Annotated in this window: 21 protein-coding genes and 1 tRNA gene; 6 read left to right on the top strand and 16 right to left on the bottom strand. The window is 60.1% G+C overall.

Features of this window, described 5'->3' with window-relative positions:
* Positions 1 to 215 precede the first annotated feature (215 nt).
* A complete protein-coding gene (locus ACN0SO_RS05755; protein WP_417675476.1) occupies positions 216 to 1,121 on the top strand; it encodes an EamA family transporter in 906 nt (301 codons plus the stop codon).
* Between the two features lie 10 nt (positions 1,122 to 1,131).
* Here the strand turns inward: ACN0SO_RS05755 and ACN0SO_RS05760 are convergent, their stop codons facing one another.
* The 9 genes from ACN0SO_RS05760 to rpmH all read right to left on the bottom strand — a co-directional run bounded on the left by ACN0SO_RS05760 (position 1,132) and on the right by rpmH (position 8,178).
* Complete coding sequence (locus ACN0SO_RS05760) at positions 1,132 to 1,512, bottom strand: hypothetical protein (RefSeq protein WP_417675478.1); 381 nt, start codon at positions 1,510 to 1,512, stop codon at positions 1,132 to 1,134.
* A 110-nt stretch (positions 1,513 to 1,622) separates the two neighbouring features.
* Positions 1,623 to 2,510, bottom strand: coding sequence for a LysR substrate-binding domain-containing protein (locus ACN0SO_RS05765; RefSeq protein ID WP_417675480.1), 888 nt, complete (start codon positions 2,508 to 2,510; stop codon positions 1,623 to 1,625).
* A 93-nt stretch (positions 2,511 to 2,603) separates the two neighbouring features.
* Positions 2,604 to 3,350, bottom strand: coding sequence for a pyrimidine 5'-nucleotidase (locus ACN0SO_RS05770; protein WP_417675482.1), 747 nt, complete (start codon positions 3,348 to 3,350; stop codon positions 2,604 to 2,606).
* Entirely contained in the window at positions 3,347 to 4,234 is an 888-nt protein-coding gene (gene argB, locus ACN0SO_RS05775) for an acetylglutamate kinase (RefSeq protein ID WP_417675484.1), read from the bottom strand. Before argB ends, ACN0SO_RS05770 begins: the two co-directional genes overlap by 4 nt.
* 88 nt (positions 4,235 to 4,322) lie before the next feature.
* Positions 4,323 to 4,970, bottom strand: coding sequence for a ribosome biogenesis GTP-binding protein YihA/YsxC (yihA, locus tag ACN0SO_RS05780; RefSeq protein WP_417675486.1), 648 nt, complete (start codon positions 4,968 to 4,970; stop codon positions 4,323 to 4,325).
* Positions 4,967 to 5,665, bottom strand: coding sequence for a CatB-related O-acetyltransferase (locus ACN0SO_RS05785; protein ID WP_417675488.1), 699 nt, complete (start codon positions 5,663 to 5,665; stop codon positions 4,967 to 4,969). The genes yihA and ACN0SO_RS05785 overlap by 4 nt, the downstream gene beginning before the upstream one ends.
* Before the next feature lie 67 nt (positions 5,666 to 5,732).
* Positions 5,733 to 7,565 carry a membrane protein insertase YidC gene (gene yidC, locus ACN0SO_RS05790; RefSeq protein ID WP_417675490.1) on the bottom strand — a complete coding sequence of 611 codons (1,833 nt, stop codon included), beginning with the start codon at positions 7,563 to 7,565 and terminating at the stop codon, positions 5,733 to 5,735.
* A 5-nt stretch (positions 7,566 to 7,570) separates the two neighbouring features.
* Positions 7,571 to 7,978, bottom strand: coding sequence for a ribonuclease P protein component (rnpA, locus tag ACN0SO_RS05795; RefSeq protein WP_417675492.1), 408 nt, complete (start codon positions 7,976 to 7,978; stop codon positions 7,571 to 7,573).
* A gap of 65 nt (positions 7,979 to 8,043) precedes the next feature.
* A complete protein-coding gene (gene rpmH, locus ACN0SO_RS05800; protein ID WP_067220180.1) occupies positions 8,044 to 8,178 on the bottom strand; it encodes a 50S ribosomal protein L34 in 135 nt (44 codons plus the stop codon).
* Positions 8,179 to 8,555: 377 nt separating this feature from the next.
* Between rpmH and ACN0SO_RS05805 the strand changes: the two genes are divergently transcribed.
* From ACN0SO_RS05805 to ACN0SO_RS05825, 5 genes are all read left to right on the top strand, one after another.
* Positions 8,556 to 9,362 carry a TVP38/TMEM64 family protein gene (locus ACN0SO_RS05805; RefSeq protein WP_417675494.1) on the top strand — a complete coding sequence of 269 codons (807 nt, stop codon included), beginning with the start codon at positions 8,556 to 8,558 and terminating at the stop codon, positions 9,360 to 9,362.
* 41 nt (positions 9,363 to 9,403) lie between these two features.
* Positions 9,404 to 10,834, top strand: a complete 1,431-nt coding sequence (locus ACN0SO_RS05810) for a dihydrolipoyl dehydrogenase family protein (RefSeq protein ID WP_417675496.1) — start codon at positions 9,404 to 9,406, stop codon at positions 10,832 to 10,834.
* A 44-nt stretch (positions 10,835 to 10,878) separates the two neighbouring features.
* Complete coding sequence (locus ACN0SO_RS05815) at positions 10,879 to 12,345, top strand: sensor histidine kinase (protein ID WP_417675498.1); 1,467 nt, start codon at positions 10,879 to 10,881, stop codon at positions 12,343 to 12,345.
* A 231-nt stretch (positions 12,346 to 12,576) separates the two neighbouring features.
* Positions 12,577 to 12,653, top strand: a tRNA-Arg gene (locus tag ACN0SO_RS05820).
* A gap of 325 nt (positions 12,654 to 12,978) precedes the next feature.
* The gene (locus ACN0SO_RS05825; protein ID WP_417675500.1) at positions 12,979 to 14,661 is read left to right on the top strand and encodes an AIPR family protein; all 1,683 of its coding nucleotides are present in this window, start codon (positions 12,979 to 12,981) and stop codon (positions 14,659 to 14,661) included.
* A gap of 169 nt (positions 14,662 to 14,830) precedes the next feature.
* Here ACN0SO_RS05825 and ACN0SO_RS05830 read toward each other — a convergent pair whose 3' ends face one another.
* The 7 genes from ACN0SO_RS05830 to ACN0SO_RS05860 all read right to left on the bottom strand — a co-directional run bounded on the left by ACN0SO_RS05830 (position 14,831) and on the right by ACN0SO_RS05860 (position 24,798).
* The gene (locus ACN0SO_RS05830) at positions 14,831 to 15,862 is read right to left on the bottom strand and encodes an extracellular solute-binding protein (protein ID WP_417675503.1); all 1,032 of its coding nucleotides are present in this window, start codon (positions 15,860 to 15,862) and stop codon (positions 14,831 to 14,833) included.
* Between the two features lie 33 nt (positions 15,863 to 15,895).
* Complete coding sequence (locus ACN0SO_RS05835; protein ID WP_417675505.1) at positions 15,896 to 16,711, bottom strand: ABC transporter permease; 816 nt, start codon at positions 16,709 to 16,711, stop codon at positions 15,896 to 15,898.
* Complete coding sequence (locus ACN0SO_RS05840; protein ID WP_417676393.1) at positions 16,704 to 17,627, bottom strand: ABC transporter permease; 924 nt, start codon at positions 17,625 to 17,627, stop codon at positions 16,704 to 16,706. The genes ACN0SO_RS05835 and ACN0SO_RS05840 overlap by 8 nt, the downstream gene beginning before the upstream one ends.
* 8 nt (positions 17,628 to 17,635) lie before the next feature.
* Positions 17,636 to 18,724 (bottom strand): ABC transporter ATP-binding protein, encoded by a 1,089-nt coding sequence (locus ACN0SO_RS05845; RefSeq protein WP_417675507.1) that lies wholly within the window; start codon positions 18,722 to 18,724, stop codon positions 17,636 to 17,638.
* On the bottom strand, positions 18,724 to 20,208 hold the full coding sequence (locus ACN0SO_RS05850; RefSeq protein ID WP_417675509.1) for an amidase: 1,485 nt from the start codon (positions 20,206 to 20,208) through the stop codon (positions 18,724 to 18,726). Before ACN0SO_RS05850 ends, ACN0SO_RS05845 begins: the two co-directional genes overlap by 1 nt.
* Before the next feature lie 381 nt (positions 20,209 to 20,589).
* Positions 20,590 to 23,781, bottom strand: a complete 3,192-nt coding sequence (locus ACN0SO_RS05855; protein WP_417675511.1) for an autotransporter domain-containing protein — start codon at positions 23,779 to 23,781, stop codon at positions 20,590 to 20,592.
* 234 nt (positions 23,782 to 24,015) lie between these two features.
* Positions 24,016 to 24,798, bottom strand: a complete 783-nt coding sequence (locus ACN0SO_RS05860) for a FadR/GntR family transcriptional regulator (protein WP_417675513.1) — start codon at positions 24,796 to 24,798, stop codon at positions 24,016 to 24,018.
* Between the last annotated feature and the right edge of the window lie 248 nt (positions 24,799 to 25,046).

Raw genomic sequence — 25,046 nt, forward strand, 5'->3', positions numbered from 1 at the left:
CTTGTCTCCGGCAAAGGCAGTTGAAACGGTTGCCGGACCTAAGCCGCGGGACGGCGAAGTGTCAAGCGTGGCGATGCCGAAAACGGCTGTGACCGATTGGCGGAACGCATCCGGTCGGTTGAGCACAAGTCAATTGCGCCGATCGCGCTGGCGGCTAAACCTTTGACCAATCGATGACACCGGACAAGGCTCCGGCATAAAGGCAAGGCCACGCAATGGAACTCTGGATCCCGATCACCATCTTTGCCGCCTTTTGCCAGAACCTGCGCTCGGCCCTGCAAAAGCACCTCAAAGGGACGCTGGGAACCACAGGCGCGACCTTTGTCCGGTTCGGATACGGCTTTCCCTTCGCGCTCCTCTATGTGGCAGGCCTGTATATCGTCGCCGGATTCGATCTGCCGCACATAAACGGACCGTTTCTCCTGGCTGCAGCCTTCGGCGGTCTGGCGCAGATCGTCGCGACCTTCCTGCTTGTCCACCTGTTTTCCTACCGCAACTTCACGGTCGGAACCGCTTATTCCAAGACGGAGCCGGTTCAGGCGGCCCTGTTCGGGCTGATCATGCTGGGCGAAACCGTGACCCCCGCAGCGGCCGTCGCCATCGCTGTCGGTGTTCTCGGTGTGGTGATGATCTCTCTGGCCAAGACGCCGTCGAACCTGCGCGAACTCGGATCCGCATTGGTCGGAAAGCCGGCGCTGATCGGCCTCGCATCCGCCGCCTGTTTCGGCGCCTCCGCGGCCGCCGTCCGGGTTGCGTCCCTGTCCCTCGGCGGCCCGGGCTTCCTGATGCAGGCAGCCTTTTCGCTGGCCTGCGTGACCCTGTTCCAGACTGTGGTCATGGCGCTGTGGATGGCCTGGCGGGATCCGCACCAGCTTGTCGCCAGTCTGCGGAGCTGGAAGATATCGATCTGGGTCGGCCTGGCCGGGGCGGCAGGGTCCGCCGGCTGGTTCACCGCCATGACCCTGCAGCAGGTCGCCTATGTCCGGGCACTGGCCCAGATCGAACTGGTGTTCACGCTTGCCGCGTCCTGGTTCGTCTTTCGCGAAAAGATCAACCGCGCCGAACTGGCCGGCTGCCTGCTGATCGTCGGCGCGATACTGCTGCTGTTGCTGGGTCGTTAGAGGCCGTATCCTATGGATTCAGCACGATGATCTTCGTCGACCCGCCGTTGCAGGTGTAGCAGCAGTTGCGGCAGCTGTTGCGGTTGTTGTAGCCGACGCCCCAATAGGAGCGCTGCCGGTTGCGCACCCAGGCGCCGTAGCAGACCTTTTCCCCGGAACGGCAGGAAATCCGGATCGTCTTGGTGCTGTAGTCGTTCAGCACATAGACCTTGTTGTTGCCCGGCCAGACGTGCCCGCGTCTGGAATGGGAGTATAGCTCGACGTCCACGACTTTCGGATGCTCGCTGCGGAACTGCCATTCCAGGGTTTCGGCATGAGAGGCCGTGATCGGTGCTGTATAAAACAAGGCAGCAATCACTATTAAGAGCCAGCGGCTCAGGAAGTATTTCATGGTTCGCCCCCGCGATGGATCGGAAGCCCGCATTTGTTTTGATGACTTTGGCTTCCACTGCGGAAGAATATGAAATCAAAAAGATATTTGTGCAACAACGGCCGGAACGATTATGCGGATCCGGGCTGTCCTTCCAGCGCCGCCGTTTGCAGCCAGTCCCGGAATGCCGCGACCGGCCGGGACAGGGGCCGCACCGGCGAGCGGACGAACCAGTAGCCCGTTTCCAGCTCGATCACCGGCCAGTCGGGCATGACCAGATGGCCGGCGTCCAGTTCCGACATCACGAACCGCTTGTCGATGACGATCGCCCCCATGCCGGCGATGGCCGCCTGGATGGCAAGGTCCCGGCTTTCCAGAAGGGTGCCGGAGGTCGTGTCCGGGTGGGTGAGGCCGGCCCTGGACATCCATAGCGGCCAGTCGCCGCGCCGGGCCGCACTGTGCAACAGGCGCAGTCTGGCGAAACTGTCCTGGCTGAGCGCGCCGCCGTCAGGCAATAGCCTCGGCGCCATCGCGACCGCCAGATGCTCCTGCCACAGGAGCGCGCTTTCCACGCCCTGCCAGTTGCCCTTGCCGAGCCGGATCGCGCAATCGTAATTCTCACGGTCCAGGTCGACCATGCGCGTGGAGGCGGACAGGAGGATCTCCACATCCGGCTGGATCGCCTGGAAGTCCGGCAGGCGCGGGATCAGCCACCGGGTGGCGAAGGTGGAAACCGTGCTGATCCTGAGTTCGGTGCGGCTTCGGCGCTTGAAGCTGTCGACCGCGTCCTCGATGCGCTCGAAGGAATCCCCGAGCCCAAGTGCGAGCCGCTGTCCCTCCTCGGTCAGGGTCAGCCCGCGACCGTCCCTCAACACAAGCGTTGCCCCCAGTTCCGCCTCCAGTTTGCGCATCAGATGCGACAGGGCAGACGGCGACACGCCCAGGATCTCGGCCGCAAGCGAGGCCCGGCCGTGCCGGGGGAGAAGAGAAAAGGCATGAAGGGCGCGCAGGGAGACCATGGTGCGGAATTGTTCGTTTGAGTTTTTCTCAAACTAAATTCGCACGTTTCCGGAAGCCAGAAGTTTTTTTATCTAAACAGCTGGAACGTCGGGTCACATCGCGGTCAGTTGGCCGTTCACGGCAGTCAGGAAACCGGCGAGATCGTCGGTGACGAAATCCACGTGGGCGGCCTTGTCGCCCTCCAGCTCCCAGTCGTCCCGGAAGATGTCCCGTGTGCCTTTCGGCACGATCAGCGCGGTGCGCATGCCCAGGTGATGCGGCACTTCCAGGTTCCGCTGCAGGTCTTCGAACATGGCGGCCCGGACCGGGGAAACCCCGGTGCGCTCCAGGAAGCGGTCGTAGGTTTCCCGGTTCGGCTTCGGCATCAGGTCCGCGGCGACGATATCGAAGATATCCTCGAAATGATCGGAGATGCCGAGGGCCGCGGCCGTGCGCTCCGCATGCGGGCGATCGCCGTTGGTGAAGATGTACTTGCGTCCGGGCAGGGCTTCGATGGCCTTGCCGAGAGCGGGGTCCGGCAGGACATTGGAATAGTCGATGTCGTGGACGTAGCGCAGGTAGTCGTCCGGATCGATCTTGTGTTCCATCATCAGCCCGCGCAGGGTCGTGCCGTATTTCTGGTAATAGTCCCGGCGCTGGGCAATGGCATCTTCCTCGCCGATGTTCAGCGCCCTGGCGATATAATCCGCGATCTGTTTATTGATCTGGCTGAACAGGTCGACATGCGCCGGATAGAGCGTGTTGTCGAGGTCGAAGATCCAGGCTTCGACCCCCTTGAACACTCTCAGGTCCTGGCTGTGCGCGTGCGGACCTTCCACGGCAACGGGACGATCGGTCACGGACGGATCAGGGTCCCGGCGCCGCGGTCGGTGAAGAGTTCCAGAAGAACCGCGTGGGGGACCTTGCCGTCCAGGATGACGACGCCTTCCACGCCCTGGTCGAGCGCCTCGATACAGGTCTCCACCTTGGGGATCATGCCGCCGGAAATGGTGCCGTCCGCGATCAACTCGCGCGCCTTGGCGACGGTCAGCTGCTTGATGAGATTGCCGTCCTTGTCGAGAACGCCGGGCACATCGGTGAGGAACAAAAGCCTCTTGGCGTTGAGCGAACCGGCAATGGCGCCGGCGAAAGTGTCGGCGTTGACGTTGTAGGTCTCGCCGTCCGCACCCGGCGCGACGGGCGCCACCACCGGAATCAGGTCTTCCTTGAGAACGAGTTTCAGGACGGTCGGGTTGACGTCGGCCGGTTCGCCGACGAAGCCCAGATCGACCACCTTCTCGATATTGGAATCCGGATCGACCATGGTGCGCTGGACCTTTTCCGCGGTGACCATGTTGCCGTCCTTGCCGCACAGGCCGACGGCGCGGCCGCCTTCGGCATTGATCGCCTGGACGATTTCCTTGTTGATCGATCCGGCAAGCACCATTTCGACGATCTCGACCGTGGCCTTGTCCGTGACCCTGAGGCCGCCCTTGAATTCGCTGACGATCCCGAGCCGGGTGAGCATCTTGCCGATTTGCGGACCGCCGCCATGGACCACCACCGGGTGCACGCCGGACTGGCGCAGCAGCGTGATATCGCGGGCAAACGCCTGGGAGAGAGCCGCATCGCCCATGGCATGGCCACCGTATTTCACGACCACTGTGCGGTCGTCATAGCGCTGCATGTAGGGCAGGGCCTGGGCAATCACATGGGCGCGGCTGGAATGGTCCGGAGTGGTCATGTTGGTACTTCTGCTCGCTCTTGGCTCGTTCGTGCGGAACTGAGGCTATACCCTTTTCGGCAAGCTCGCTCAATCGCCGACCGCGGGATCAGTAGGAGGTGAGCCGATGGATTTCGGCGCGCAACTCGTCGAGGCCGATGCCTTTTTCCGAAGACGTGGCCAGGATTTCAGGGAAGGCCGCCGGCCGTCTCGACAGGGTCTTGGAGGTTTCCTCCATCAGCCGCGCGAGCTGTCCGGGCTTGATCTTGTCCGACTTGGTCAGCACCACCTGATAGATCACGGCCGCCTTGTCGAGCAGGTCCATCGCTTCCAGGTCGTTGTTCTTGATGCCGTGGCGGCTGTCGATCAGCAGGAACACGCGCCGCAGGGTCGGCCGCCCGCGCAGATAGGCAAACACCAGCTCGGTCCAGGCGGCGACCAGTTCCTTCGGCGCCTGGGCATAGCCGTATCCGGGCATGTCGACGATGGTGAGCTCCGTCTCCGGGGCGACGAAGAAGTTCAGCATCTGGGTCCGTCCGGGCGTGCTTGATGTCCGCGCCAGTCCCTTACGGCCGGTCAGCGCGTTGATCAGGCTGGATTTGCCCACATTCGACCGCCCGGCAAAGGCGATTTCCGTGCGCGTGGCGTCCGGCAGGTTGGACATGTCGGTGACGCTGGTCAGGAAGGTCCAGGGCTTTGCAAAAAGCAGGCGCCCGGCTTCCAGTTCGTCTTCGGAGAATTTTTCTTCGTCGCTCATGGCTGGCTTTTATCCCGCATCTCGGTCCGCGTCGAGGGGCGTTGCTCCTGTTCTCGGTGCGCTGACAGCAGCGCTTCAAGATCCGCGCCGCGAATGGCGTTGAGGTGTTTGACGATCCTGGCGATCGGCCAGTCCCACCAGGCGATCTCCAGAAGGGTATCGACCGTGGCCGGGTCGAAACGATGGCGAATGACGCGTGCCGGATTGCCGGCGACGATCGCATAGTCGGGAACGTCCGAAGCGACCACGGCCTTGGCGCCGACGATCGCGCCGTGTCCGATCGTGACACCGGGCATGATCGTGGCGTCGGTTCCGATCCAGACGTCGTTGCCGACAACCGTGTCGCCGCGCAGGCCCTGCGCGATCGTGTCGAAGTCGAAGCCCTCTTCCCAACCGTTCCCGAAAATCTGGAATGGATAGGTCGAAAACCCGGTCATGGCGTGATTGGCGCCGTTCATGATGAATTCGACACCGGTCGCAAAGGCGCAGAACTTGCCGATGACAAGCCGGTCGCCGAGAAATTCGAAATGGTAGCGGACACATTTCTCCTGAAACCGTTCCGGTTCATGCGTGTCGTTATAATAGCTGTACTCACCGGCGCTGATATTGGCGCCCGAGATCACGTTCTTGATGAAAACGGTGTGGGTGGCGGCACCCGGAAACGGAAAGCGGCTATCGGGGTCTGGACCGAGCATGGACACCTCCTGAAAGAAAAGGCCCCGCGTTCGGCGGGGCCTTGGTTGCTTCGTCTCGGCAGGGCGATCAGCCCTTGTTCTCGGCCGTCGCCTTCTTGCGCTTGAAGGTGCGTTTCAGGTTGTCCCAGAGCTCGATCTTCACGCCCTGGCGACGCATGATCACATATTGCTGGGTTACCGAAAGGGTGTTGTTCCAGGCCCAGTAGATCACGAGCCCTGCCGGGAACGACGCCAGCATGAAGGTGAAGATCACCGGCATCCAGGTGAAGATCATCTGCTGGGTCGGATCGGGCGGTGCCGGGTTCATCTTCATCTGGACGAACATGGTGATACCCATGATCAGGGGCCAAACGCCCAGCATGAGCATCTGCGGCGGATCCCAGGGAATGAGCCCGAACAGGTTGAAAATCGTCGTCGGATCCGGGGCGGAAAGGTCCTGGATCCAGCCGAAGAACGGCGCATGACGCATCTCGATGGTAACGAACAGCACCTTGTAGAGCGAGAAGAAGACCGGGATCTGAATGAGCACCGGCAGACAGCCTGCCAGTGGATTGATCTTTTCCTTCTTGTAGAGCTCCATCAGCGCCTGTTGCTGCTTCTGCCGGTCGTCGCCGTATTTCTCCTTGATCTCGGTCATTTGCGGCTGCACGAGCTTCATCTTGCTCATGGAGACGTAGGATTTGTTGGCGAGCGGGTAGAACACCAGTTTCACCAGAACGGTGACTGCCAGGATGGCGACGCCGAAGTTGCCGACCAGGTGGTACAGGTAGTCGATGACCCAGAACATCGGCTTGGTCAGGAAGAAGAACCAGCCCCAGTCGATCAACAGGTTGAACTGCTTGATCCCCAGGCCGTTATCCGTGTCCTGATAGGCGTCGAGAAGCGATTTCTGCTTTGCTCCGGCAAACAGATAGGAGCTGGTGTCGGCGCTTCCGCCAGCGGGAACGGTCACGCCTGTGCCGAGAAAGTCCGCCTGAAAGTTGTCGGTCGCCTGTGTGTAGGTGAAGTTCGGCTGGAAAGTCGATTTCGGCACCGGAATGAGCGTCGCCGCCCAGTACTTGTCGGTAAAGCCCAGCCAGCCCTGATTGACCTGCGGAGGACGAACCTGGTGATCTTCCTCCAGGTCCGAGTATTTGATTTCCTTGACCCCATCGTCGCCAAAGACACCCAGCAGGCCTTCATGCAGGATATAGAAGCCTTCCGTGTCCGGTGTGCCGTTGCGCACGATCAGGCCGTAAGGGTAGAGATTGACCGGTGCACCGGTGTTGTTCTCCACCGATTGACCGATGGTGAACATGTAGTTCTTGTCGATTGCAAACGTCCGCTTGAAAACAAGGCCGGCGCCATTGTCGTAGGTCAGCGTCACCGGGGTTTCCGGCGTCAGCCTGGCGCCGTCCGGCTTCGTCCAGACGGTATCGGTCCCGGGCAGGGCAATATCGGTTCCCGGATCGGCGACCCAGCCGTAGTCCGCGTAAAAGGCCTTCGGCGCGCCTTTCGGCGAAAGCAGCACGATCGTCGGGCTGCTCTTGTCGACGGTCTCGTGATAGTCCTTCAGGCGCAGGTCGTCGAGACGGCCGCCGGTAAGGTTGATCGAACCGGAAACGCGGGGCGTATCGATGTCGATCCGCTCGCTCTTGGCAAGGGCTTGTTCGCGCGTCATTGCCGCCGTCTGGCCGGCGGCTCCCGAAGTCGGCGCATTTGCCTGACCCGGGGTCGTGCCGGCGGGCGCGGGCGTGTTGGCATCCTGGGTGCCGCCAGCCGGCGCGGCCTGTTCCTGCTGCGCCTGGAGTTCCGCCTGCTGGCGCTCCAGTTGGGGCTTTGCAATGAAATATTGCCATCCCAGCAGAACGACCAGGGACAGGACGATTGCAAGAATCGTATTGCGATTTTCGGAGAACAACTGGATTACCCCTGTTTTCTGCGCGGAACGGTATCTGTCTGGGCTGCGTCCTTCGCCCGCTGCGGTTTCCCGCGGCGATGTGGCGAACTGGGCTTCAGCGCCTGCGGTAGCCCCGATTTAAGGTCCGAGACCAGATTTGGGAAGGGAAGTGTGAGGGCTGCCTCGCGTCCGATCAGGACAAAGTCGGCAAACTCGGGAATATCCTCCCGGCGAAGAGCAGCGACAGCGGCACGCAGGCGCCGCTTGATTCGGTTGCGTACGACGGAATTGCCGGTCTTTTTCGTGACCGTGTAGCCGACACGCGGATCGCCGTCATGCGGGCGTTTCAGCCCCTGCAACACAAAAGCGCGCCGATTCACCCGTCCGCCTTTGGCAACGGCAAGGAATTCGGAGCGCTTTTTAAGTGTGTTCATGAGCGGCGGCGTGGGCTGAGTTTCAAGACCAGACATCACGGGCAGCGCCGCATGCGTTGGCCCGATCAGGCGCTGAGACGCTTGCGACCCTTGGCCCGGCGGCGGGCGAGGACCTGACGGCCGTTCTTCGTCGCCATGCGCGAACGGAAGCCGTGACGGCGCTTGCGGACAAGACGGCTCGGTTGATACGTACGCTTCATTGTTCCTACTCCGCGCAACGGGGCGCGGCCCTTGTTCTTAAAATTCTTTTGGTGGAAGCATCCGAAGCGCCATTAGAGCGCACCTATTCATAGGCTTGGGTTCGAATGCGTGTCCCGGTCGAGCGCGCTTATAAGGGGGACGGGCCTGCAAGTCAACGATACCGAACCGCATTTCTCACATGCATCGGCTTCGCTCCGTCCGGGATATCACATCGAAGTGAGGCCGCGCGCATGCCGGGTCACTTGTCGGTGAGACCGGCTTCTTCTTAACTGCAATCATATACACCTGAATATCAGCCGGACAGTCTCCGACCTGGTGCACGATCATTTCGGGTCTGACGGGACGTAAAAAACAGGGTGCGGGCGGTGGGAATGCCATGAAGGATAACGGCCAGGACGAGCCGGCCGGTGCGCCGGCGGATTCGTCCGCTGAGAATACCCGGGCAGGTGAATTCAGGCGCTGGATTCCGATCGGTCTGCTGGTGGCGATCATGGGCGTGGGCTATGCGCAAGGCTGGCACGAACATCTTTCGCTGGCCAATCTCATCCGGGAGCGGCAGCACCTGGCGGCTTTCGTCGACACCTATCTGCTCCTGGCCCTTGCCGCTTATGTCGTCATCTACGCTGTCTCCGTGGCGCTTTCGTTTCCGGGCGCATCCTTTCTGACCATCGCCGGAGGCTTCCTGTTCGGATGGCTGGTCGCGGGCCTTGCGACCATCTTTGCCGCGACCCTCGGCGCCACCGTCGTCTTCCTGGCCGCGCGTAGCTCTCTCGGGTCCGCCCTGAAGGCCCGCGCCGGACCGTTTCTCGCCCGCCTGTCGAGCGGCTTCCGGGAAAACGCGATGAGCTATCTGTTGTTCCTGCGGCTGACTCCGATCTTTCCCTTCTGGCTGGTCAACATCGCTCCGGCCATCTTCCACGTTCCCGTCGGCACCTATGTGTTTTCCACTCTGGTCGGCATCATACCGGGAACCTTCGCCTTCGCCTTTATCGGTTCGGGCCTGGACAGCGTGATTGCCGCCCAGGAGGCCGCCAACCCCGGCTGTGCCGCCGCCGGAAGCTGCCAGGTGGACATCGGGGCCTTCGTGACCCCGGAGCTGCTTGCCGCGTTTTTCGTTCTCGGGTTCGCGAGCCTTATTCCCGTTGTCCTGAAACGGCTGCGGAAAAAACGGGCTTCGGAGTGACGTGCCTCCCATGAAAACGATCCCACGCTTAAGGGTCTAGGATGACAAAAGTTTTGAAACCGGACATTTGCGTGATCGGAGCCGGCTCTGCTGGCCTGTCCGTGGCTGCCGCCGCCGCCGCCTTCGGGGTCGATGTGGTTCTGATCGAGCAGGGCAAAATGGGCGGCGATTGCCTGAATACCGGATGTGTTCCCTCAAAGGCGCTGCTCGCATCGGCGAAGGCAGCCGTGGCGGAAGCTTCGGGAAAGAAACTTGGTGTCCGCGTTGGCGCCGTTGAAGTCGATTTCGCCCGGGCAAACGATCATGTCCAGGCCGTTATCGCGGCCATCGCCCCGCATGATTCGGAAGAACGCTTCGAGGGTCTGGGGGTTACCGTCCTCAAGCACCATGCCCGTTTCACCGAACCCGATTGCGTGCTGGCCGGAGAGACGGAAATCCGCGCGCGGCGGTTCGTCATCGCCACCGGGTCGCGTGCGGCCGTGCCGCCGATCCCCGGTCTCGACACGGTGCCTTATCTGACCAATGAAACCCTGTTCGACCTGCGGCAGGCGCCGGAGCACCTGATCGTCATTGGCGGCGGGCCGATCGGCATGGAAATGGCCCAGGCGCACCGCCGCCTCGGCAGCACGGTGACCGTGATCGAGGCGCAGAAAGCGCTCGGCAAGGACGATCCGGAGCAGGCCGCGATCGTGATCGATGCCCTGCGCTCCGAAGGGGTTACGATCCTGGAGGACACGAAGGTTGCCGGCGTTGAAAAGGCGGGGTCAGGTGTGAGCGTCAGCGTCGAAACGCCCGAGGGCGTCCGGCGTGCTCTGGAAGGATCGCATCTGCTCGTGGCAACCGGCAGGGCACCCACCGTCGACGGTCTGGACCTGGAAAAGGCGGGTGTTGCCTACAGCCGAAAGGGCATCGAGGTCGACCGGGGCTTGCGCACCAGCAATCGCAGGATCTACGCCGTCGGCGACGTCACCGGCGGCCTGCAGTTCACCCATGTGGCCGGTTATCACGCGGGGCTGGTGATCCGTTCCATTCTGTTCCGCCTGCCGGCGAAGGAAAACCGCGATCTCATTCCCTGGGTCACCTATACCTCGCCGGAACTCGGCCATGTCGGCCTGAGCGAGGCGGAAGCCCGCCGCCGCCATGGCGACAAGGTCAGGGTTCTCAGGGCCGACTATGCCGGCAACGACCGGGCGCGGGCGGAGGGCAAGACGGTCGGCTGCCTCAAGCTGATCGCCGGTCCAGGTGGTCGGTTGCTCGGCGCGGACATCGTCGGCACCCAGGCCGGCGAGATCGTCAATCTCCTGTCCCTGGCCGTCTCGCAGAAAATGACGATGAAGGCGCTCGCTGGATTTGTGGCGCCTTACCCGACACTCGGAGAACTGGTGCGCCGGGCCGCAATTTCCTATTATGGCGACGCGCCGAAAAATCCCTGGGTCCGCAGGGTCGTGCAATTCCTGAGGATTTTCGGTTAGATGGTGGATGTGACATCCAGCCAGACCGATTGGAAGTTAGCCAGATGAAGCATGAAGGCGTGCCGAAAGGCAAAGCCGAACCGTCTGAAGCGCGCACCGGAGGCCTTCGTTCCTTCTGGGGCAGGGGGTATCGTCTGGGCGGCCTGTCGGGAAAGCTGCTGCTCCTGACCATTCTTTTCGTCATGCTGGCGGAAGTCTGCATCTATGTGCCCTCGGTCGCCAACTTCCGCAACAACTGGCTGCAGGACCGGCTGACCACGGCCGGTGTCGCCGCGTCCGTTCTCGCCGAAACCAACACCATCGCGCCGCGCCTGCAGGAGGAACTCCTGCGCACCACCGGCGCCGTCGCCATTTCGCTCGACCAGGGCAGCCGGCGCAGCCTGATCGCCATGGAAGATACGGTCCCGGTGGTCGACTTCGTCGTCGACATGGGCGAGATGTCGCCGCTGCGCTCGATCCTGGAGAGCTTCCGCACCCTTGCCTATTCCGGCGATGGCCTGATGCGCGTGGTCGGCAAGGGTCAGATGGGCTACGTCAAGCGCGTCGACATCGTTTTGCCGGTCAGGCTCCTTCAGGCGGACATGCTGGCCTTCTCATGGCGCATCCTCGGGCTGTCGCTGGTGATTTCCATCATCACCGCCACGCTCGTCTATGTCAGCCTGCGCGCCCTGTTCGTGCGGCCGCTGCAGCGGCTGACGGAGTCCATGGACCGGTTTGCCGAAACCCCGGAAGACACCTCCAGGGTCATCAAGATCTCCGGGCGTCAGGACGAGCTCGGCGATGCGGAGGTCCGTCTTGCCGCCATGGAGGAGGCACTGTCTCGCGCCCTGAACCAGAAACAGAGGCTGGCCGATCTCGGCCTCGCGGTGTCGAAGATCAATCACGACCTGCGCAATCTTCTGGCCTCCGCCCAGCTCTTCCTGGAGCGCCTGGAACACGTGCCCGACCCGACGGTCAACCGGCTCGCCCCGAAGATCCTGGCGACCCTCGACCGGGCCGTCGGCTATACCCAGGCGGTGATGTCCTACGGCAAGGCCCAGGAAGAAGCGCCCAAACGTCGGCTGATCGAACTGCGCCGGGTCGGCGAGGATATCGCCGATGTCCTCGGTCTCACCGAACACGCCGCCGTCACATTCGAGAATCGGGTGCCGGAAGACCTGGAGATCGATGCGGATCCGGAGCAGATCTTCCGCGTTCTTCTGAACCTGTGCCGCAATGCGCTCCAGGCGCTTGAGTCGGAAAAGGATGCGACCCTTGTCCGGCGCATCATCCTCGACGCGAAGCGGGAAGGCGCGTCGGTCCAGATCACCGTGGCCGACACCGGCCCCGGCATTCCGGCCAACATCAGAAAGGCCCTGTTCAAGGCCTTCCACAGCGGCTCCAAACAGGGCGGCGTCGGTCTCGGCCTGGCGATTGCGGCGGAACTCCTCAAGGCCCACGGCGGCCGGATCGAACTGGACGAGACCAAACCCGGCGCCTGCTTCTGCATCGACCTGCCCGATCGGAGCTGAGCCGGGGATGTCAACAGATGGAAAACGCGCGTTTCGCCGGTTTTTCGGACTTGTTGAGAGGGGCATTCAAAAAAAATGAAATTGCCCTTGCATTCCAAATCGGACGGCATTAGGAGTAGCGCCCTGTTCGGGAACGCGCTTCACGCGGCCCGCACATGACCCAGCCAGGTCAGGCACGACAGACTGCGCGGCTCGCCCGCAAGACCGTCCCCGCCCGATCACAGGCCTTAAGCACCGGTAGCTCAGCTGGATAGAGCACCAGACTACGAATCTGGGGGTCGGGGGTTCGAATCCTCCCCGGTGCGCCACTTCCCTTTCGAAAATCATAAAGTAGCTCTGATTTACAGAGCGCTTTGCTGTTTGAAGTTTGGTACTTCAAAACTTTATCAACGATGTAGCAAATGATCCATTTGTTTCTTTTCAGACTTCTTAGCCATCGAATAATGTGATGGTTTTCATAGACTTGCATTCTAAGCATCCGCGTCTGAAATAGCCGTAGATTGAAACGCCCGTCATGGCAGCGGGGTCAGCCGATTGCTAACTTTTAGCTGCATCGTCGCGGCGCATTGGGGAAATGTTGGTTAAGTTAAAAGTTGCTGTTGGTCATTCTGCTATTTTTGATAAAGTATTGGCATGAAAACTTTATCAAAGATCGACTGGGACATTATCGACGCACGCGTAGCGAGCGCCAAAGATTTGCATAGCTTACCTACCCAATCAATCGGCTTGCTTACGATCGTTTTGGAGCAGCTATTTCCCAATATTTCAGATCAATTGCAGGAAGCGATTACAGATGGCTCTGACGATAGAGGCATCGATGCGATTCACGTAATCGAAGGTGAAACGCAGGCGGAAGTTTACATATTTCAGTCAAAGTACCGTAGCAGTCATAAAAGCTGTGATCGCACAATTAATGACGCTGAGATTTTAAAGATATCTCTGTTTCTAAACGAAGTATTTGAGAAATCGGAAAGTCTTTTAAGTTGCAATAATTTCCGACTTTCAGAAGCAGTTCAGCGGATATGGGAATTGCATAAGAAAGGAAAGATTTGTCGGTATAGGGTTATTTTTTGTTCTAACGGTAATGGTTTTTCGCAATCAGCTCAGAAAATAATTTCGAGTGTTTGTGATGGAAATCATCAAATTTCTTTTGAGTTTTATGGTGCGGGTGAAATAATTCGTGGCATGACATTGGAGAGGAGATCGTCGGAAAATGGATCTCTTCAAGTAATTGGAAAAGAAATTCTTGAGCGCTCTGACGGAGATGTCCGTGGAATTATAGCATCGGTAGATGCTCGGTCATTCATAGAGCTCATTCAAACTGACGATAGGAATGGAATTAAGCGACATCTCTTTGACGATAATTTGAGAGTTTTTCTTGGTGCTAAAGGAGGATTTAATCCATCAATCATAAATACAGCAACATCAAGCGATAGTTATTTATTTTGGTATTTAAATAATGGAATAACGATAACTTGCAAAAAATTCTCTTATAATAAAGGGCATACGAATCCAACTCTCCAATTTGAAGACTTTCAAATTGTAAATGGTGCGCAAACATCCCATTCTCTTGTCGAAGCAAGTCGAACTGGTGCTGAGGCGTTGCAAGATGTAGTCTTGATGGTTCGGGTTTATGCTACAGATCGAGCGGATATTGCTGAGCGTGTAGCTGTGGCTACGAATAGTCAGGCAAGAATACAAAGTCGAGATTTGCGAGCAAATCATAATGTATTGAAGAAATTAGAATTAGCGTTCCAAGAAAAAGGATATTATTTTGAGCGTAAGAAGAATATGGCGATTGATAAGCCAGAGGAGCGTCGTATTGATGCATTAAAGCTGGGGCAAATACTTCTAGCGTTTGAATTAAGAGCGCCAGATCGAGCGAAAAGTGAATCGGATTCAATTTTTGATTCTCGTTTTGATCAGATATATCACGATAGCCGAAATGTAACCGAATTAGTGAATGTTTTCGAACTATATCGTATTATTGAAAAGTTGAGAGATAGATATATTTCTGAATATGGGCAATCTCATGAAAGTGGCCATGCACATCAGTATTTAATATATGGGCATTGGTTTGTTCTTTTTACATGTCATCTACTTATGTTGAAAACGGGTAGTCACGAAATTCCTGTTGGGAAAAAAGCTGAGGAGTTAGTTGAAGAAGCGATAGCCGTTGTCGCATCTGCTTGCAGCCAGCAAAAAGCAGTGGCTCACTATCAAATGTTTCGTAGTGGACGGACAATAGATAAGATTTACGCTGAACTTCATGGGAAGCAATTAAATCTTTTGGATTTATTGGCTGCAAATGATTGATTATTTATTTCTTTGTATAAGAAAAATCCATTTAGAACTTGGTCAATATAAACATTGTCCGGACGCCTAAGTTACATTTAGTCCGCTAACAAGTTCAGCGCTTCCGAGCGTCCGCCAGAGCCACGATGAGTGGAGCGGCCGCAACCGCTCCACCGTCGTCGCGTAAGGCTTATTTCTGCAACTCGGTCCAGATCGCGGTGTAGATGTCACGCGCGGACTTCGGGCAGAACGGCAGGAACTGGCCGGCGGCCTGGAACTCTTCAGGGGTGTCGAGTTCCGGCGCGCCTTTCATGTCCGCGGGCATGAATTCTTCCGAACCGGCAATGCCGTTGGCATAACGGGCGAAGGCCGAAATCAGGGCGGCGTTTTCCGGCTCCATGATGAAGTTCTGGAACAGCTTGGCGTTCTCGACGTTCTTGGCATCCTTCAGCACCGCGACCGCATCCATCCACAGCGGATAGCCTTCCTTGGGATAGCCGTAGACGACGTCCGGGTTCTCCAGCCGGGCGCGGAAGGTGGAGCCGTTCCAGTTGACGGTCGCCTGGTATTCACCGCTCTTGAGCTTGTCGGTGGTGCCGTAATCCATGGAAAGCCACTTCGGCTTGGCCGCGACCAGGGTATCGCGCACCTTTTTCAGCACTTCCTTGTCTTCCGTGCAGGCCTCGCCGCCGACATAGAAGATCGTCATGTTGATCACGTCGTTCATTTCGGGAACCACGTTGACCTTGCCGACGAGTTCGGCCGGCGGATCGAGGAAGATGGCCGAGGTGTTGGGGTCGCCCGAATAGGTCTTCTTGTTGACCGCCACCCCGGTCGTTCCCCACTGCCACGGCACGGTGTAGTGACGGCCCGGATCCCAGGGCACGTCGACCCAGCGCTTGGCGACGTTCTTGAAGTTTTCCATCTGGTCGGGGCGGGTTTCGAGCAGAAGCCCCTTTTCGACATAGATCGGAACATAGCTGCTTGTCGGCACGACGATGTCGAAACCGCTGCCGCCGGCCTCGATCTTGGTCAGCGCCGTGGTGTTGGAATCATAGTCGGTCACGGTGACCTTGACGTCGTATTTTTCCTCGAACTTCTTGATCAGCTCCGGGTTCGTGTAGTTGCCCCAGTTGTAGATATTGAGCTCGCCCGCGGCGAACGCCATCGTTGTGGTGGCGAGCAATGCCGCCGTCGTGGTCGTCAACAGAGATAGGCGCATCAATCAAACTCCTTTTTACAGCTTCGGTTTATTTCAGCTTTTCTCCGTGTTCCTCCCCGACAGCAGGAAGAACAGGGTGAGAAGAACGACGGTCAGCGCGAGCAGCACGGTGGAGATGGCGTTCACCTCCGGCGTGATGGCGCGGCGCAACTGGCCGAGCATGTAGGTCGGCAGCGTATCCTGGCCGGCCGATTTGACGAATTCGGTTATGATGACATCGTCGAGCGATATGACGAAGGCCAGCATGGCGCCGGCGACGATGCCCGGCGCCATCAGCGGCAGGGTGATCCGCCGGAAGGTACGCCATGGCGTTGCATAAAGGTCGGCCGCGGCGGCTTCCAGCGCCAGGTCCATGCCCTCCATCCGCGCCCGGATGGGCATGTAGGCGAAGGGGATGCAGAAGGCCGAATGCGCCAGGATCAGATAGCCGAGCCCGGAATAACCGGTGGCGACCTTGATGCTGGCGAAGAAGATCAGGAGCGCCACGGCGGTGACGATCTCGGGCACCATCAGCGGCTGGTTGATCATCACGTAGATGAGCGTCTGCCCGGGAAAGCGGCGCGTTCGCGTCGTCCCCAGCGCCGCCATGGTGGCGAGGGTGGTCGAAATCGCCGAGGCCCACAGCGCGATGATGAGCGAGCGTAGCGTGGCTTCCTGAACCGCCTGGTTTCCGGCCGCCACGAAATACCAGTCGATGGAAAAGCCTTTCCAGAGGGCCACCGATTCGCCTGCATTGAACGAATAGACGACGATTGTCAGGATCGGCGCGTAAAGCAGCACGAAGCAGGTGATGGCGATCGCGGTGAAGCCGGGAATGCGGCGGATTGAAAACGGTTTTCCCTTACGCATTGTCGCCTCCCCTGGTGGAGACGCGCACATAGACCAGCAGTGCCACCATCACGATCAAGAGCAGCAGGATCGACAATGACGAGCCCAGAGGCCAGTTGCGACCCTGACCGAACTGCAGCTCGATGAAATTGCCGATCATCATGTTCTTGCCGCCGCCCAGGACCCGTGGCGTCACATAGGCGCCAAGGGAGGGTACGAAGACCAGAATCGACCCGGCGACGATCCCGGGCTTGACGATGGGCAGGATGACCCGGCGCAGCACCTGCCAGCGATTGGCGTAAAGGTCGTATCCGGCCTCGACGAGCTTGAAGTCGAAGCGCTCGATGGCCGCGTAGAGCGGCAGGACCATCAGCGGCAGATAGACATAGGCCATGCCGATCAGCACCGCCGTGTCGGTGTACATGATCTGGATCGGCTCGGAGATCACGCCAAGGCGCTGCAGCCAGGTGTTGATCAGGCCCTCGCTGCGGATCACCTCCAGGATCGCGAAGGTACGCACCAGCAGGTTGGTCCAGAACGGGATCGTGATCAGGAACAGCCAGAACACGCGGGCACGCCCGGGCCGGGTGGCGATGAAATAGGCCGTCGGCAGGCCGAAGGCGATGGTGATCAGCGTGGTCAGCAGCGACAGCCGCACGGAACGCCAGAAGATCGTCAGATGGGCATCGGCCAGCCCCAGCGTGTCGTCGAAGATGTCGCGGGTGAAGAAGATCTGCACCCAGGCATCGAATGTCGGCTTCCAGACGATACCGCTGAAATCGCCCGGTTCCATGAACGAATAGACCAGCACGATGAGCAGCGGACCCGACGCGCCGATCAGTAGCAGCAGCAGGGCCGGCAGGGAAAGCAACCAGTTGCGTTTGACTCGCGCGGCCTCGACGTTTGCCTCCAACACCCCGGCTTCAGGCGGCACCATGGTCATGATCAGCCTCCTATGATGCGCAGGGCACCGGGCGTAAAGCCGATGCTGACTTTATCGCCAACCTGATGGACGCCCCGGCCATCGGTCGTCGCCGGCGTCCGGGCAACAAGCTGCGTGCCGTTGTCCAGATCGATGTAACAATGCATGTCGGTGCCGAAATACAAGGTGTTGGTGACCTTGCCGGCCAGCCCGCCTTCGCCGCTTCCCTGACCTAGCACGATGTGCTCAGGCCGGACCGTGAGCGTCACCTTGCCGGACGGGGCTTCGCCGCTCGTGCACTCGGCGGTCGCCTCGACCCCGCCTGCCAGCCTGACGCGGGCGGGCTGCCCGCCTTCGACAATCTCCGCATCGAGAAAATTCGATTCCCCTATGAAGCTCGCCACGAATCGGTTGACCGGGCGATTGTAGATTTCATGCGGACTGCCGACCTGCAGGATCTTGCCGCCATTCATGACGCCGATCCGGTCCGACATGGTCAGGGCTTCTTCCTGGTCATGGGTGACGAAGATGAAGGTGATACCGGTGTCCCTCTGCATCCGCTTGAGTTCGATCTGCATCTGCTGGCGCAGTTTCAGGTCGAGGGCCGACAGGGGCTCGTCCAGCAACAGGACGGAGGGCCGGGGCGCAAGGGCGCGGGCCAGCGCGACGCGCTGCTGCTGGCCGCCCGAAAGCTGCGCCGGAAGACGTCCGCCCATTTCCTCCATGCGAACGAGCGCCAGCATCTCGCGCACGGCTGTATCGATCTCCGCCTTGCCGCGGCCAAGCATCTCGAGACCGAAGGCGATGTTTTGCGCCACCGTGAGATGGGGAAACAGCGCATAGCTCTGGAAGACCGTGTTCACCGGGCGCTTGAACGGCGGGGCGGCCGTTATGTCGGTGCCCTCCAGCAGGATCGTGCCTTCGGTCGGCGCTTCGAAACCGGCAATCATGCGCAGCAGCGTGGTCTTGCCGCAGCCTGACGGGCCCAGCAGGGTGAAAAACTCGTTGCGCCGGATGTCCACCGAAACCGTATCGAGCGCCCGCATGCCGTTCGGCGGAACACCGAAGACTTTCGAGACCGATTGCGCCGATATCGCCACGCCCTGTTCCATTACTGGGGTTCTCCGGAATTGCCTGAATTGTCCTGTCGAAACCGGACCGGGGGCCGTTTCGCAAACCACGGCTGCGCCCGTTCCAGCTCGGCGCATAGCGTCATGAGAGTTTCGTCTTCACCGAACCGCCCGGCGAGATGGATCCCGACCGGAAGACCGGACGCGGTCCAGTGGAGAGGAACGGAGGCCGCCGGTTGCCCGGTCGCATTGAACGACGCGGTGAACGGCGAATAGGCGAATACCCCGTCCGGGCCGAGCCGGTAGTCGAGATAGCTTTCGCGGTCGTGGGAAAAACGGCCGACCAGAGCCGGCGGCTCGGCCAGCGTCGCCGTCAGCAACACATCGTAGTCTTGGAAAAACGCGGCCATCTGCCGGCCGTAGGCATGGATCTTCTCAACCGCTTCCAGATAGGCGTCGCCCGAGATGGTGGCGGCATGCGCGCAGGCGCTGCGCACAACGTTCTCAATATCATCCGGGCGCAGGTCGCGGTTCCGTTTGGCAAGCGCCTTGCGCACCCACAAGGCCGTGCCGCTGGCGACGATATCGGTCCAGGCCGTCATCATTCCAACGGTATCGGCGGCCTGCGGGCAGGCCGGGGTCACAGCGTGGCCCATGCTTTCCAAAAGCTTCGCCGCATCCTGCACGGCGGTCCGGCAGTCCGCATGGATCGGATCCCCGGTGAGCGTGGTCTCGCAGACCGCAATTCTGAGCGGCTTGCCGGTGGCGTCTGCCGCGGCCGTAAAGCTCGCGTGCAACGGTGGCGCCCAGTAGGGGGCCCCGAGATCGGCGCCTTCGCAGATGTCGAGCAGCAGGGCCGTGTCGCGCACGCTGCGCGTCAGGAATCCTTCGATCGCCATGCCGGCCCAGCCCTCGCCGGAGAAAGGCCCGTCCGGCAGGCGCGCGCGGGTTGGCTTGAAGCCGAACAGGCCGCAGGAGGAGGCTGGGATGCGTACCGAACCGCCGCCGTCCGAGCCGTGGGCCGCCGGCACGATCCCGGCGGCAACCGCGGCACCCGATCCGCCCGACGATCCGCCGGGGGTTCGCTCAAGATCCCAGGGGTTGCGCGTCGGTCCGCCGTAAACCGCCGCCTCTGTCGCGCATCCCACGCCCCCTTCCGGGGCCGTTGTCCGTCCGAAGGTGTTCACGCCGGAGGCAAACAGCCGGTCGATCAGCGTCGCGTTTTGCGAATAGCGGGTATCGCGCAACAGATTGGAGCCATTGTTGGCGGGGAAATCGATGGCTTCCGCACCCAGGTCCTTCAACAGGAAAGGCACGCCGGAAAGCGGGCCGTCAGGCAGCCGTCCCTCGGCCGCCTGTCTGGCGGCATCCTCGCGCAGCATGGTCAGCGCGTTCAGTTCGGGATTGAGAGCATGAGCACGCGCAAGGGCCGCATCCAGAGCATCGCTTGCGCTGATTTCCCTTTTCGCAATCAGATCGGCAAGGCCGATCGCATCAAAAGACTCATACTCTTCAAAACACGGCATTCGCGGACAATCTCCTCGAAGGCAAAACGCCTTTCAAGGTTTATAGCCCACCGTCATTCAGAAATTTTGTCAAGGAGTGTTTTATTTACTTAAGGGGAAAACGTAAAATTGAAAAATATCATATCGAATATTAAAGAAATACAAAATAGAATGTATGTATACAATTGTCAAGTTGGTTTAGAGTGTGACGAACTAAAGTGTAGCCGCCGAAATCAACGATTGCGAATGCAAGGGTGGACGTTCGATCTCAAGGGAACCGGAGGCGGGCGGAAGCCATCCTCGGCCGCGCACCGATTATGTTGGGAGATTGAAACCGGAGTGGCAATCGTCAGGTCGACGTCGTCGCGCGGCAAGACCCGCTTCCCCCGTGTTTCCCATCCCCTAGAAGCGCAGGCTGAATCTTGCCTTCACGTCGTGGAGCGAACTGTCGCCGGAAAGGTATCCGTCATAGGCCAGGCCGAGTGAGGCGTTATCCGCAACGTCCATCTCAAGCCCGGTGTTGATAGTCAGCACATCGCGGGCAATGGGCGTACCTCTGACCGTGAAATCCGTCCCGCCGGCAAAACTGTTTTGCACGGACGGATCGACGGGGCCGAGCGCGTGCTGCCAGCCGAGGCCGCCGTGGAAACGGGCAACCGCCTGGCCAAGATCGACAGAGCCTCCGGCACGCAGTCCCAGCGTCATGAAGGTGACGGACGTGGTCGACGCGTCCACCGAGAGCGCGGCCGCTCCGCCACTCTCGGTAAAGCCGTCGGTCCGGACGTTGACATGGGCCAGTCCGGCGAAAGGTTCCAGTGCATATCCGCCGACATCGAGGGGCAGGCCGGTTTCGGCAAAGGCCTGGAGAGAGTGGCCGCCGTAATTGGCTGTCAGGCTGTCGGAAAACGCTCCGATGGTGACACTGCGGTCGCTGTCGATGTCGTGCCAGGCATAGGATCCGCCAAGGCGCAAGGCGACCGCGTCGATCCGCGTGGAACCGTAAAGCCCCATGAGATAGGTATCGACCGTTGCCGAGGATGCCCGTGCATTCCCGTCGATGTCGGATTTCTGATAACCGCCGAGAACGCCGAGATGAAAGGCATCGCCGATGACGCCGTCGATGCCGGCCAGAAATCCGCCGGTCGAACTGGAGAGCTTTGCCGTGTTTGCGGTCGCCGACCAGTCGCCGAAGCCGCCCACGGCCGTCATCCACAGGGCATTGCCGGCGACCGGGGCGTTCATGGTTCCAGGGGCGCTCTCGCCGTGTGTCGCGGTCTGTCCGCCTTCGCCGTCGGAGACCGGATCGATAAGGCCGGCGCGGCTCATAACGACCCGGCTTCGATCGTATGCGGCATTGCGGATGAAACGGGCATCTTCGGCAAGAACCGTGGCGGTCGAGGCATGGATTTCCCCTGACAGATTGTCATAGGCGGTACGTGCCCCCGACGCGCTTTGAAACAGAAGCGCGTCGTACAGACTGGATCCTGCGCCCAGATTGTCCACGGCGGTTGCGGTATTCAGCTGGTTGGCCGTCTGGGCCGCGCCTGTCAGGCTCTGGTCGTTGCGTGCCAGCGCCAGGTAGACGTTCGTCGCGTCATAACTGAGCTGACCGCTCAGAAACGCGAAACTCTCCGTCAGCGCCCCGAATGTGCCGGTGATCCCGCCCGTCGCCGACAGGATCGTGTAGGTCGTCTTGTCGGCATAGGTCGACCCGTCGTCCGTGCCATTCTCGGCGAGAACGGTGACTGTGGCATTGCTGTCGATGGTGGCCGTCCCGCTGGCGGAAATGAAATCATTGTTCACGCCCGCCGTGTTGCCGCCGTCGTTGACCTCCACCCGGTAATCGGATCCGCTCTTGAAGGTCACGTTTCCGGATACCGTGGTCTTGCCGACCGAATTGCCCGGCGCGAACGCGCCGCCGGAATTGACGATGACGTTGCCGACCGTTCCGTTGCCGCCCAGTCTGCCGCCACTGACCGTCACGTCGCCGATGCTGCCGTTGACCGACAGGATGCCCGAAAGAACGGACGTGCCGCCGCTATAGGTGTTCGTGCCGGAAAGCGTCAGCGTTCCCGAACCTGTCTTGGTCAGGGCGAGCGTGCCCGATCCGTCGTTGATCGAGCCCGAGAATGTCGTTGAGCTGTTGTCTCCGCCCGCCGTCAGGGTGACGTTGCCTGAAGCACTGGACGTCACCGTGCCCGCACCCGACAGGGATCCCAGAGTGTTTGAAAAGCCGGCAAGGTCCAGGGTCGCACCGGAACTCACGCTCGCCGCGGAATTGGAGCCGAAGGCGGAGGTCGATCCGGCCTGGAGCACGCCCGAGCTGACAACCGTCGCCCCGGTATAGGTGTTCGTGCCCGAAAGCGTCAGCGTTCCCGAACCGGTCTTGGTGATCCCTCCGCTGCCGCTGACCACGCTGGAAATCGTCGCATTGTTGCCATTGGTATCGACCGTGCCGCCGCCGCTGCCGAGGGTCACCGACGTATCGAAGTCGAGGTTCGTGCCGCTGACTAAAAGCGTGCCGCCGGTAAAATCGGCGGAAGTTCCCGTGCATCCGAGCGCCGCCCCGGTCTTCGCGACAAAGGTCCTGCCGCTCGCCAGCAGGCTGTCGCCATTGCCGCAGATGCTGGCTCGTTGCGGAGAGTCTCCCGTGGCGGTCGAGCCGATTGACGTCAGAAGGCCCGTCGCCGAATCGATGCTGTAGGCGGTGACCTTGTCGGACGCACCTTGTGAGCTTGCATAAAGGTGGGTTCCGTCGGGCGACAGGGAAACGCCGCTTGTCTGGGAGCCATTTGAAAAGATACCGACCGTGGAATTCGTTGCCGCATCGATGACTGTAATGTTGCCGGTCGTCCGGTTGGCGACATAAACGAATTTCCCGTCAGGGCTTGCTGTGACGCCGTCGGGGCCGTTGCCGTTCGTGCCGCCGAAGCCAAGCCCGATCGTCGCGGTGACCGAGTTGGTGGCCGTATCGACGATCGAGACGGTGCTGTCTGTAAAATTGGTCACGTAGATCGTCGATCCGTCAGGACTGATCGCTGCGCCGAGAGGCTGGTCCCCGACGGTAACGGTCGTCGAGACGCTGTTTGTCGCCGTGTCGATGACGAGCAACCTGTCCAGTGACTGGTCCACAACATAGAGGCGGGAGCCGTCCGGACTGATGGTCAGGGCGCGATTACCGCTGCCGCCGCCGGTCGGGATCGTGGTATCCGCAGTCAGCATCCCCGTGATCGGATCGGCGGAAAAGACGGAAACGCCGCCGCCGCCGTTAGCCACATAGAGCCTGGTCCCATCGGGACTGGCGATCATCTCGGAGGGCTGCGTTCCGGTTGCGATCGTCTGGATAACCGTTTGCGTCGCGGTGTCGATGACGCGCAGCTGGTTGCTGGATCTGGCAGACACATAGGCAAAGGCCTGGTCCTGACGGACATTGGTATAGAGGAGCGATGACCCGACGCTGCCGATCGTCGTGGTCGACGACAAGGTCCCGTCCGCGTTGGTCGTGAGGACACTGACGTTGTCGTCGTTGAAATTGGGTGCGTAAAGCAGAAGGCCTTCCTGGGCTTCCGAGGGCGCACATGTCAGTCCCGCCACCACGGCTGCAAAAAGGAAGATTGAATGGCGAATAATGCGATCAGTCACGGAGCAATTAATAAAAACAGAAATTGGGGCAGACATTGGAAAATGAGCGTTTCGGACGAATTTCGGATGACATGGACGGTAACATCAAATTTCGGACATGTGCACCTGCCCCGGTCTCATTAAAGGAAACGATCCAATACTCGTTGAAACCGTTCAAGATAACCCGTCGGTTCTCGCTATAGTCTATTACTCCGCGTGGCTGGCGATCAGGTGCTGCGCCATGACGTAGTGATGGTGCAGGACGGCGATCTTGCCGGCTTCGGCATCCCGGTTCTTGAAGGCCAGCAGGATCGGTTCGTGGATCGCGGTCACGGCGGCGGCTTCGGTCTTCCGCAGCCATTTCGGCACCGTGCCCTTGTCGACCCAGACCCGGTATTCGTACTCGATCAGCGTGGTGTGAACGCTTTCGAAAATCGAAGACAGATAGGGATTGTGCGAGGCGCGCACGAGCGTGGAGTGAAACTGGGTGTCGGCACTCATCCAGGCCGAAATGTCGCCGGTGCTTTCCTTGAGCAACTCAAGTGCGGCTTCGCCGGCCGCGATCTCCTCGTCCGTGCCCCGTTCCACCGCCTCGACAATCCCCATGGTTTCAAGCCACAGGCGCAGGTCATTGAGGTGGTGGACCGAATCCCGGTCGAGATCCAGCATCAGGTTGACGGAGGCCGCGAGGCTCTCCTGGGGGCGCCGCGTGACATAGGACCCTGACCCGCGCCGGGACTGGATCAGGCCCTTGACCACGAGGATCCGGATCGCCTGGCTCACCGTTGGCCGGCTGGTGCCGAACATCTTGGCAAGGTCGCGTTCCGACGGCAGGCGCGCGCCTTCCGACAGGTTCTGCGCGATGATGAAATCCTGGATCTGGGACGCAAGGTCCTCCGCGGCCAGGGGATGCCCGTTTTCGCGATCAGCGGCCATCTCCGGTATGGCGTTCCATAGGTGCTTGTCCTGAAGCAGCTTCGTGCGTGCCATCGACTTCCTCGGCGTCTCCTCGCCCCTTGTTAATGCCGGTATAGCCGGCTGTCGTTCAATGTCAATCTGGCTTGGCCGGTATCGTTCTCACTATGTGGTATCTGTCCACATAGTGAATCTACGTAGAGGTAAGGCCCTCGATGTGCAACTTGAGGCCGATTTTGGGTCGGATTCAAATCCTCTGATTGCTGAAACGCTCATGTTCGATTGAAATTGGCTTGTCCGATTAGATGGATCTAGCCAAATTT

The sequence above is a fragment of the Roseibium sp. genome, assembly GCF_048260565.1.
Taxonomy (GTDB): domain Bacteria; phylum Pseudomonadota; class Alphaproteobacteria; order Rhizobiales; family Stappiaceae; genus Roseibium.

What these genes read in the sequence shown, in the direction of transcription:
- ACN0SO_RS05755 (WP_417675476.1), top strand. Translation starts at nt 216, where the DNA reads ATGGAACTCTGGATCCCGATCACCATCTTTGCCGCCTTTTGCCAGAAC.
- ACN0SO_RS05760 (WP_417675478.1), bottom strand. Translation starts at nt 1,512, where the DNA reads ATGAAATACTTCCTGAGCCGCTGGCTCTTAATAGTGATTGCTGCCTTG.
- ACN0SO_RS05765 (WP_417675480.1), bottom strand. Translation starts at nt 2,510, where the DNA reads ATGGTCTCCCTGCGCGCCCTTCATGCCTTTTCTCTTCTCCCCCGGCAC.
- argB (WP_417675484.1), bottom strand. Translation starts at nt 4,234, where the DNA reads ATGACCACTCCGGACCATTCCAGCCGCGCCCATGTGATTGCCCAGGCC.
- yihA (WP_417675486.1), bottom strand. Translation starts at nt 4,970, where the DNA reads ATGAGCGACGAAGAAAAATTCTCCGAAGACGAACTGGAAGCCGGGCGC.
- ACN0SO_RS05785 (WP_417675488.1), bottom strand. Translation starts at nt 5,665, where the DNA reads ATGCTCGGTCCAGACCCCGATAGCCGCTTTCCGTTTCCGGGTGCCGCC.
- rnpA (WP_417675492.1), bottom strand. Translation starts at nt 7,978, where the DNA reads ATGAACACACTTAAAAAGCGCTCCGAATTCCTTGCCGTTGCCAAAGGC.
- rpmH (WP_067220180.1), bottom strand. Translation starts at nt 8,178, where the DNA reads ATGAAGCGTACGTATCAACCGAGCCGTCTTGTCCGCAAGCGCCGTCAC.
- ACN0SO_RS05805 (WP_417675494.1), top strand. Translation starts at nt 8,556, where the DNA reads ATGAAGGATAACGGCCAGGACGAGCCGGCCGGTGCGCCGGCGGATTCG.
- ACN0SO_RS05810 (WP_417675496.1), top strand. Translation starts at nt 9,404, where the DNA reads ATGACAAAAGTTTTGAAACCGGACATTTGCGTGATCGGAGCCGGCTCT.
- ACN0SO_RS05815 (WP_417675498.1), top strand. Translation starts at nt 10,879, where the DNA reads ATGAAGCATGAAGGCGTGCCGAAAGGCAAAGCCGAACCGTCTGAAGCG.
- ACN0SO_RS05825 (WP_417675500.1), top strand. Translation starts at nt 12,979, where the DNA reads ATGAAAACTTTATCAAAGATCGACTGGGACATTATCGACGCACGCGTA.
- ACN0SO_RS05830 (WP_417675503.1), bottom strand. Translation starts at nt 15,862, where the DNA reads ATGCGCCTATCTCTGTTGACGACCACGACGGCGGCATTGCTCGCCACC.
- ACN0SO_RS05835 (WP_417675505.1), bottom strand. Translation starts at nt 16,711, where the DNA reads ATGCGTAAGGGAAAACCGTTTTCAATCCGCCGCATTCCCGGCTTCACC.
- ACN0SO_RS05840 (WP_417676393.1), bottom strand. Translation starts at nt 17,627, where the DNA reads ATGGTGCCGCCTGAAGCCGGGGTGTTGGAGGCAAACGTCGAGGCCGCG.
- ACN0SO_RS05845 (WP_417675507.1), bottom strand. Translation starts at nt 18,724, where the DNA reads ATGGAACAGGGCGTGGCGATATCGGCGCAATCGGTCTCGAAAGTCTTC.
- ACN0SO_RS05850 (WP_417675509.1), bottom strand. Translation starts at nt 20,208, where the DNA reads ATGCCGTGTTTTGAAGAGTATGAGTCTTTTGATGCGATCGGCCTTGCC.
- ACN0SO_RS05860 (WP_417675513.1), bottom strand. Translation starts at nt 24,798, where the DNA reads ATGGCACGCACGAAGCTGCTTCAGGACAAGCACCTATGGAACGCCATA.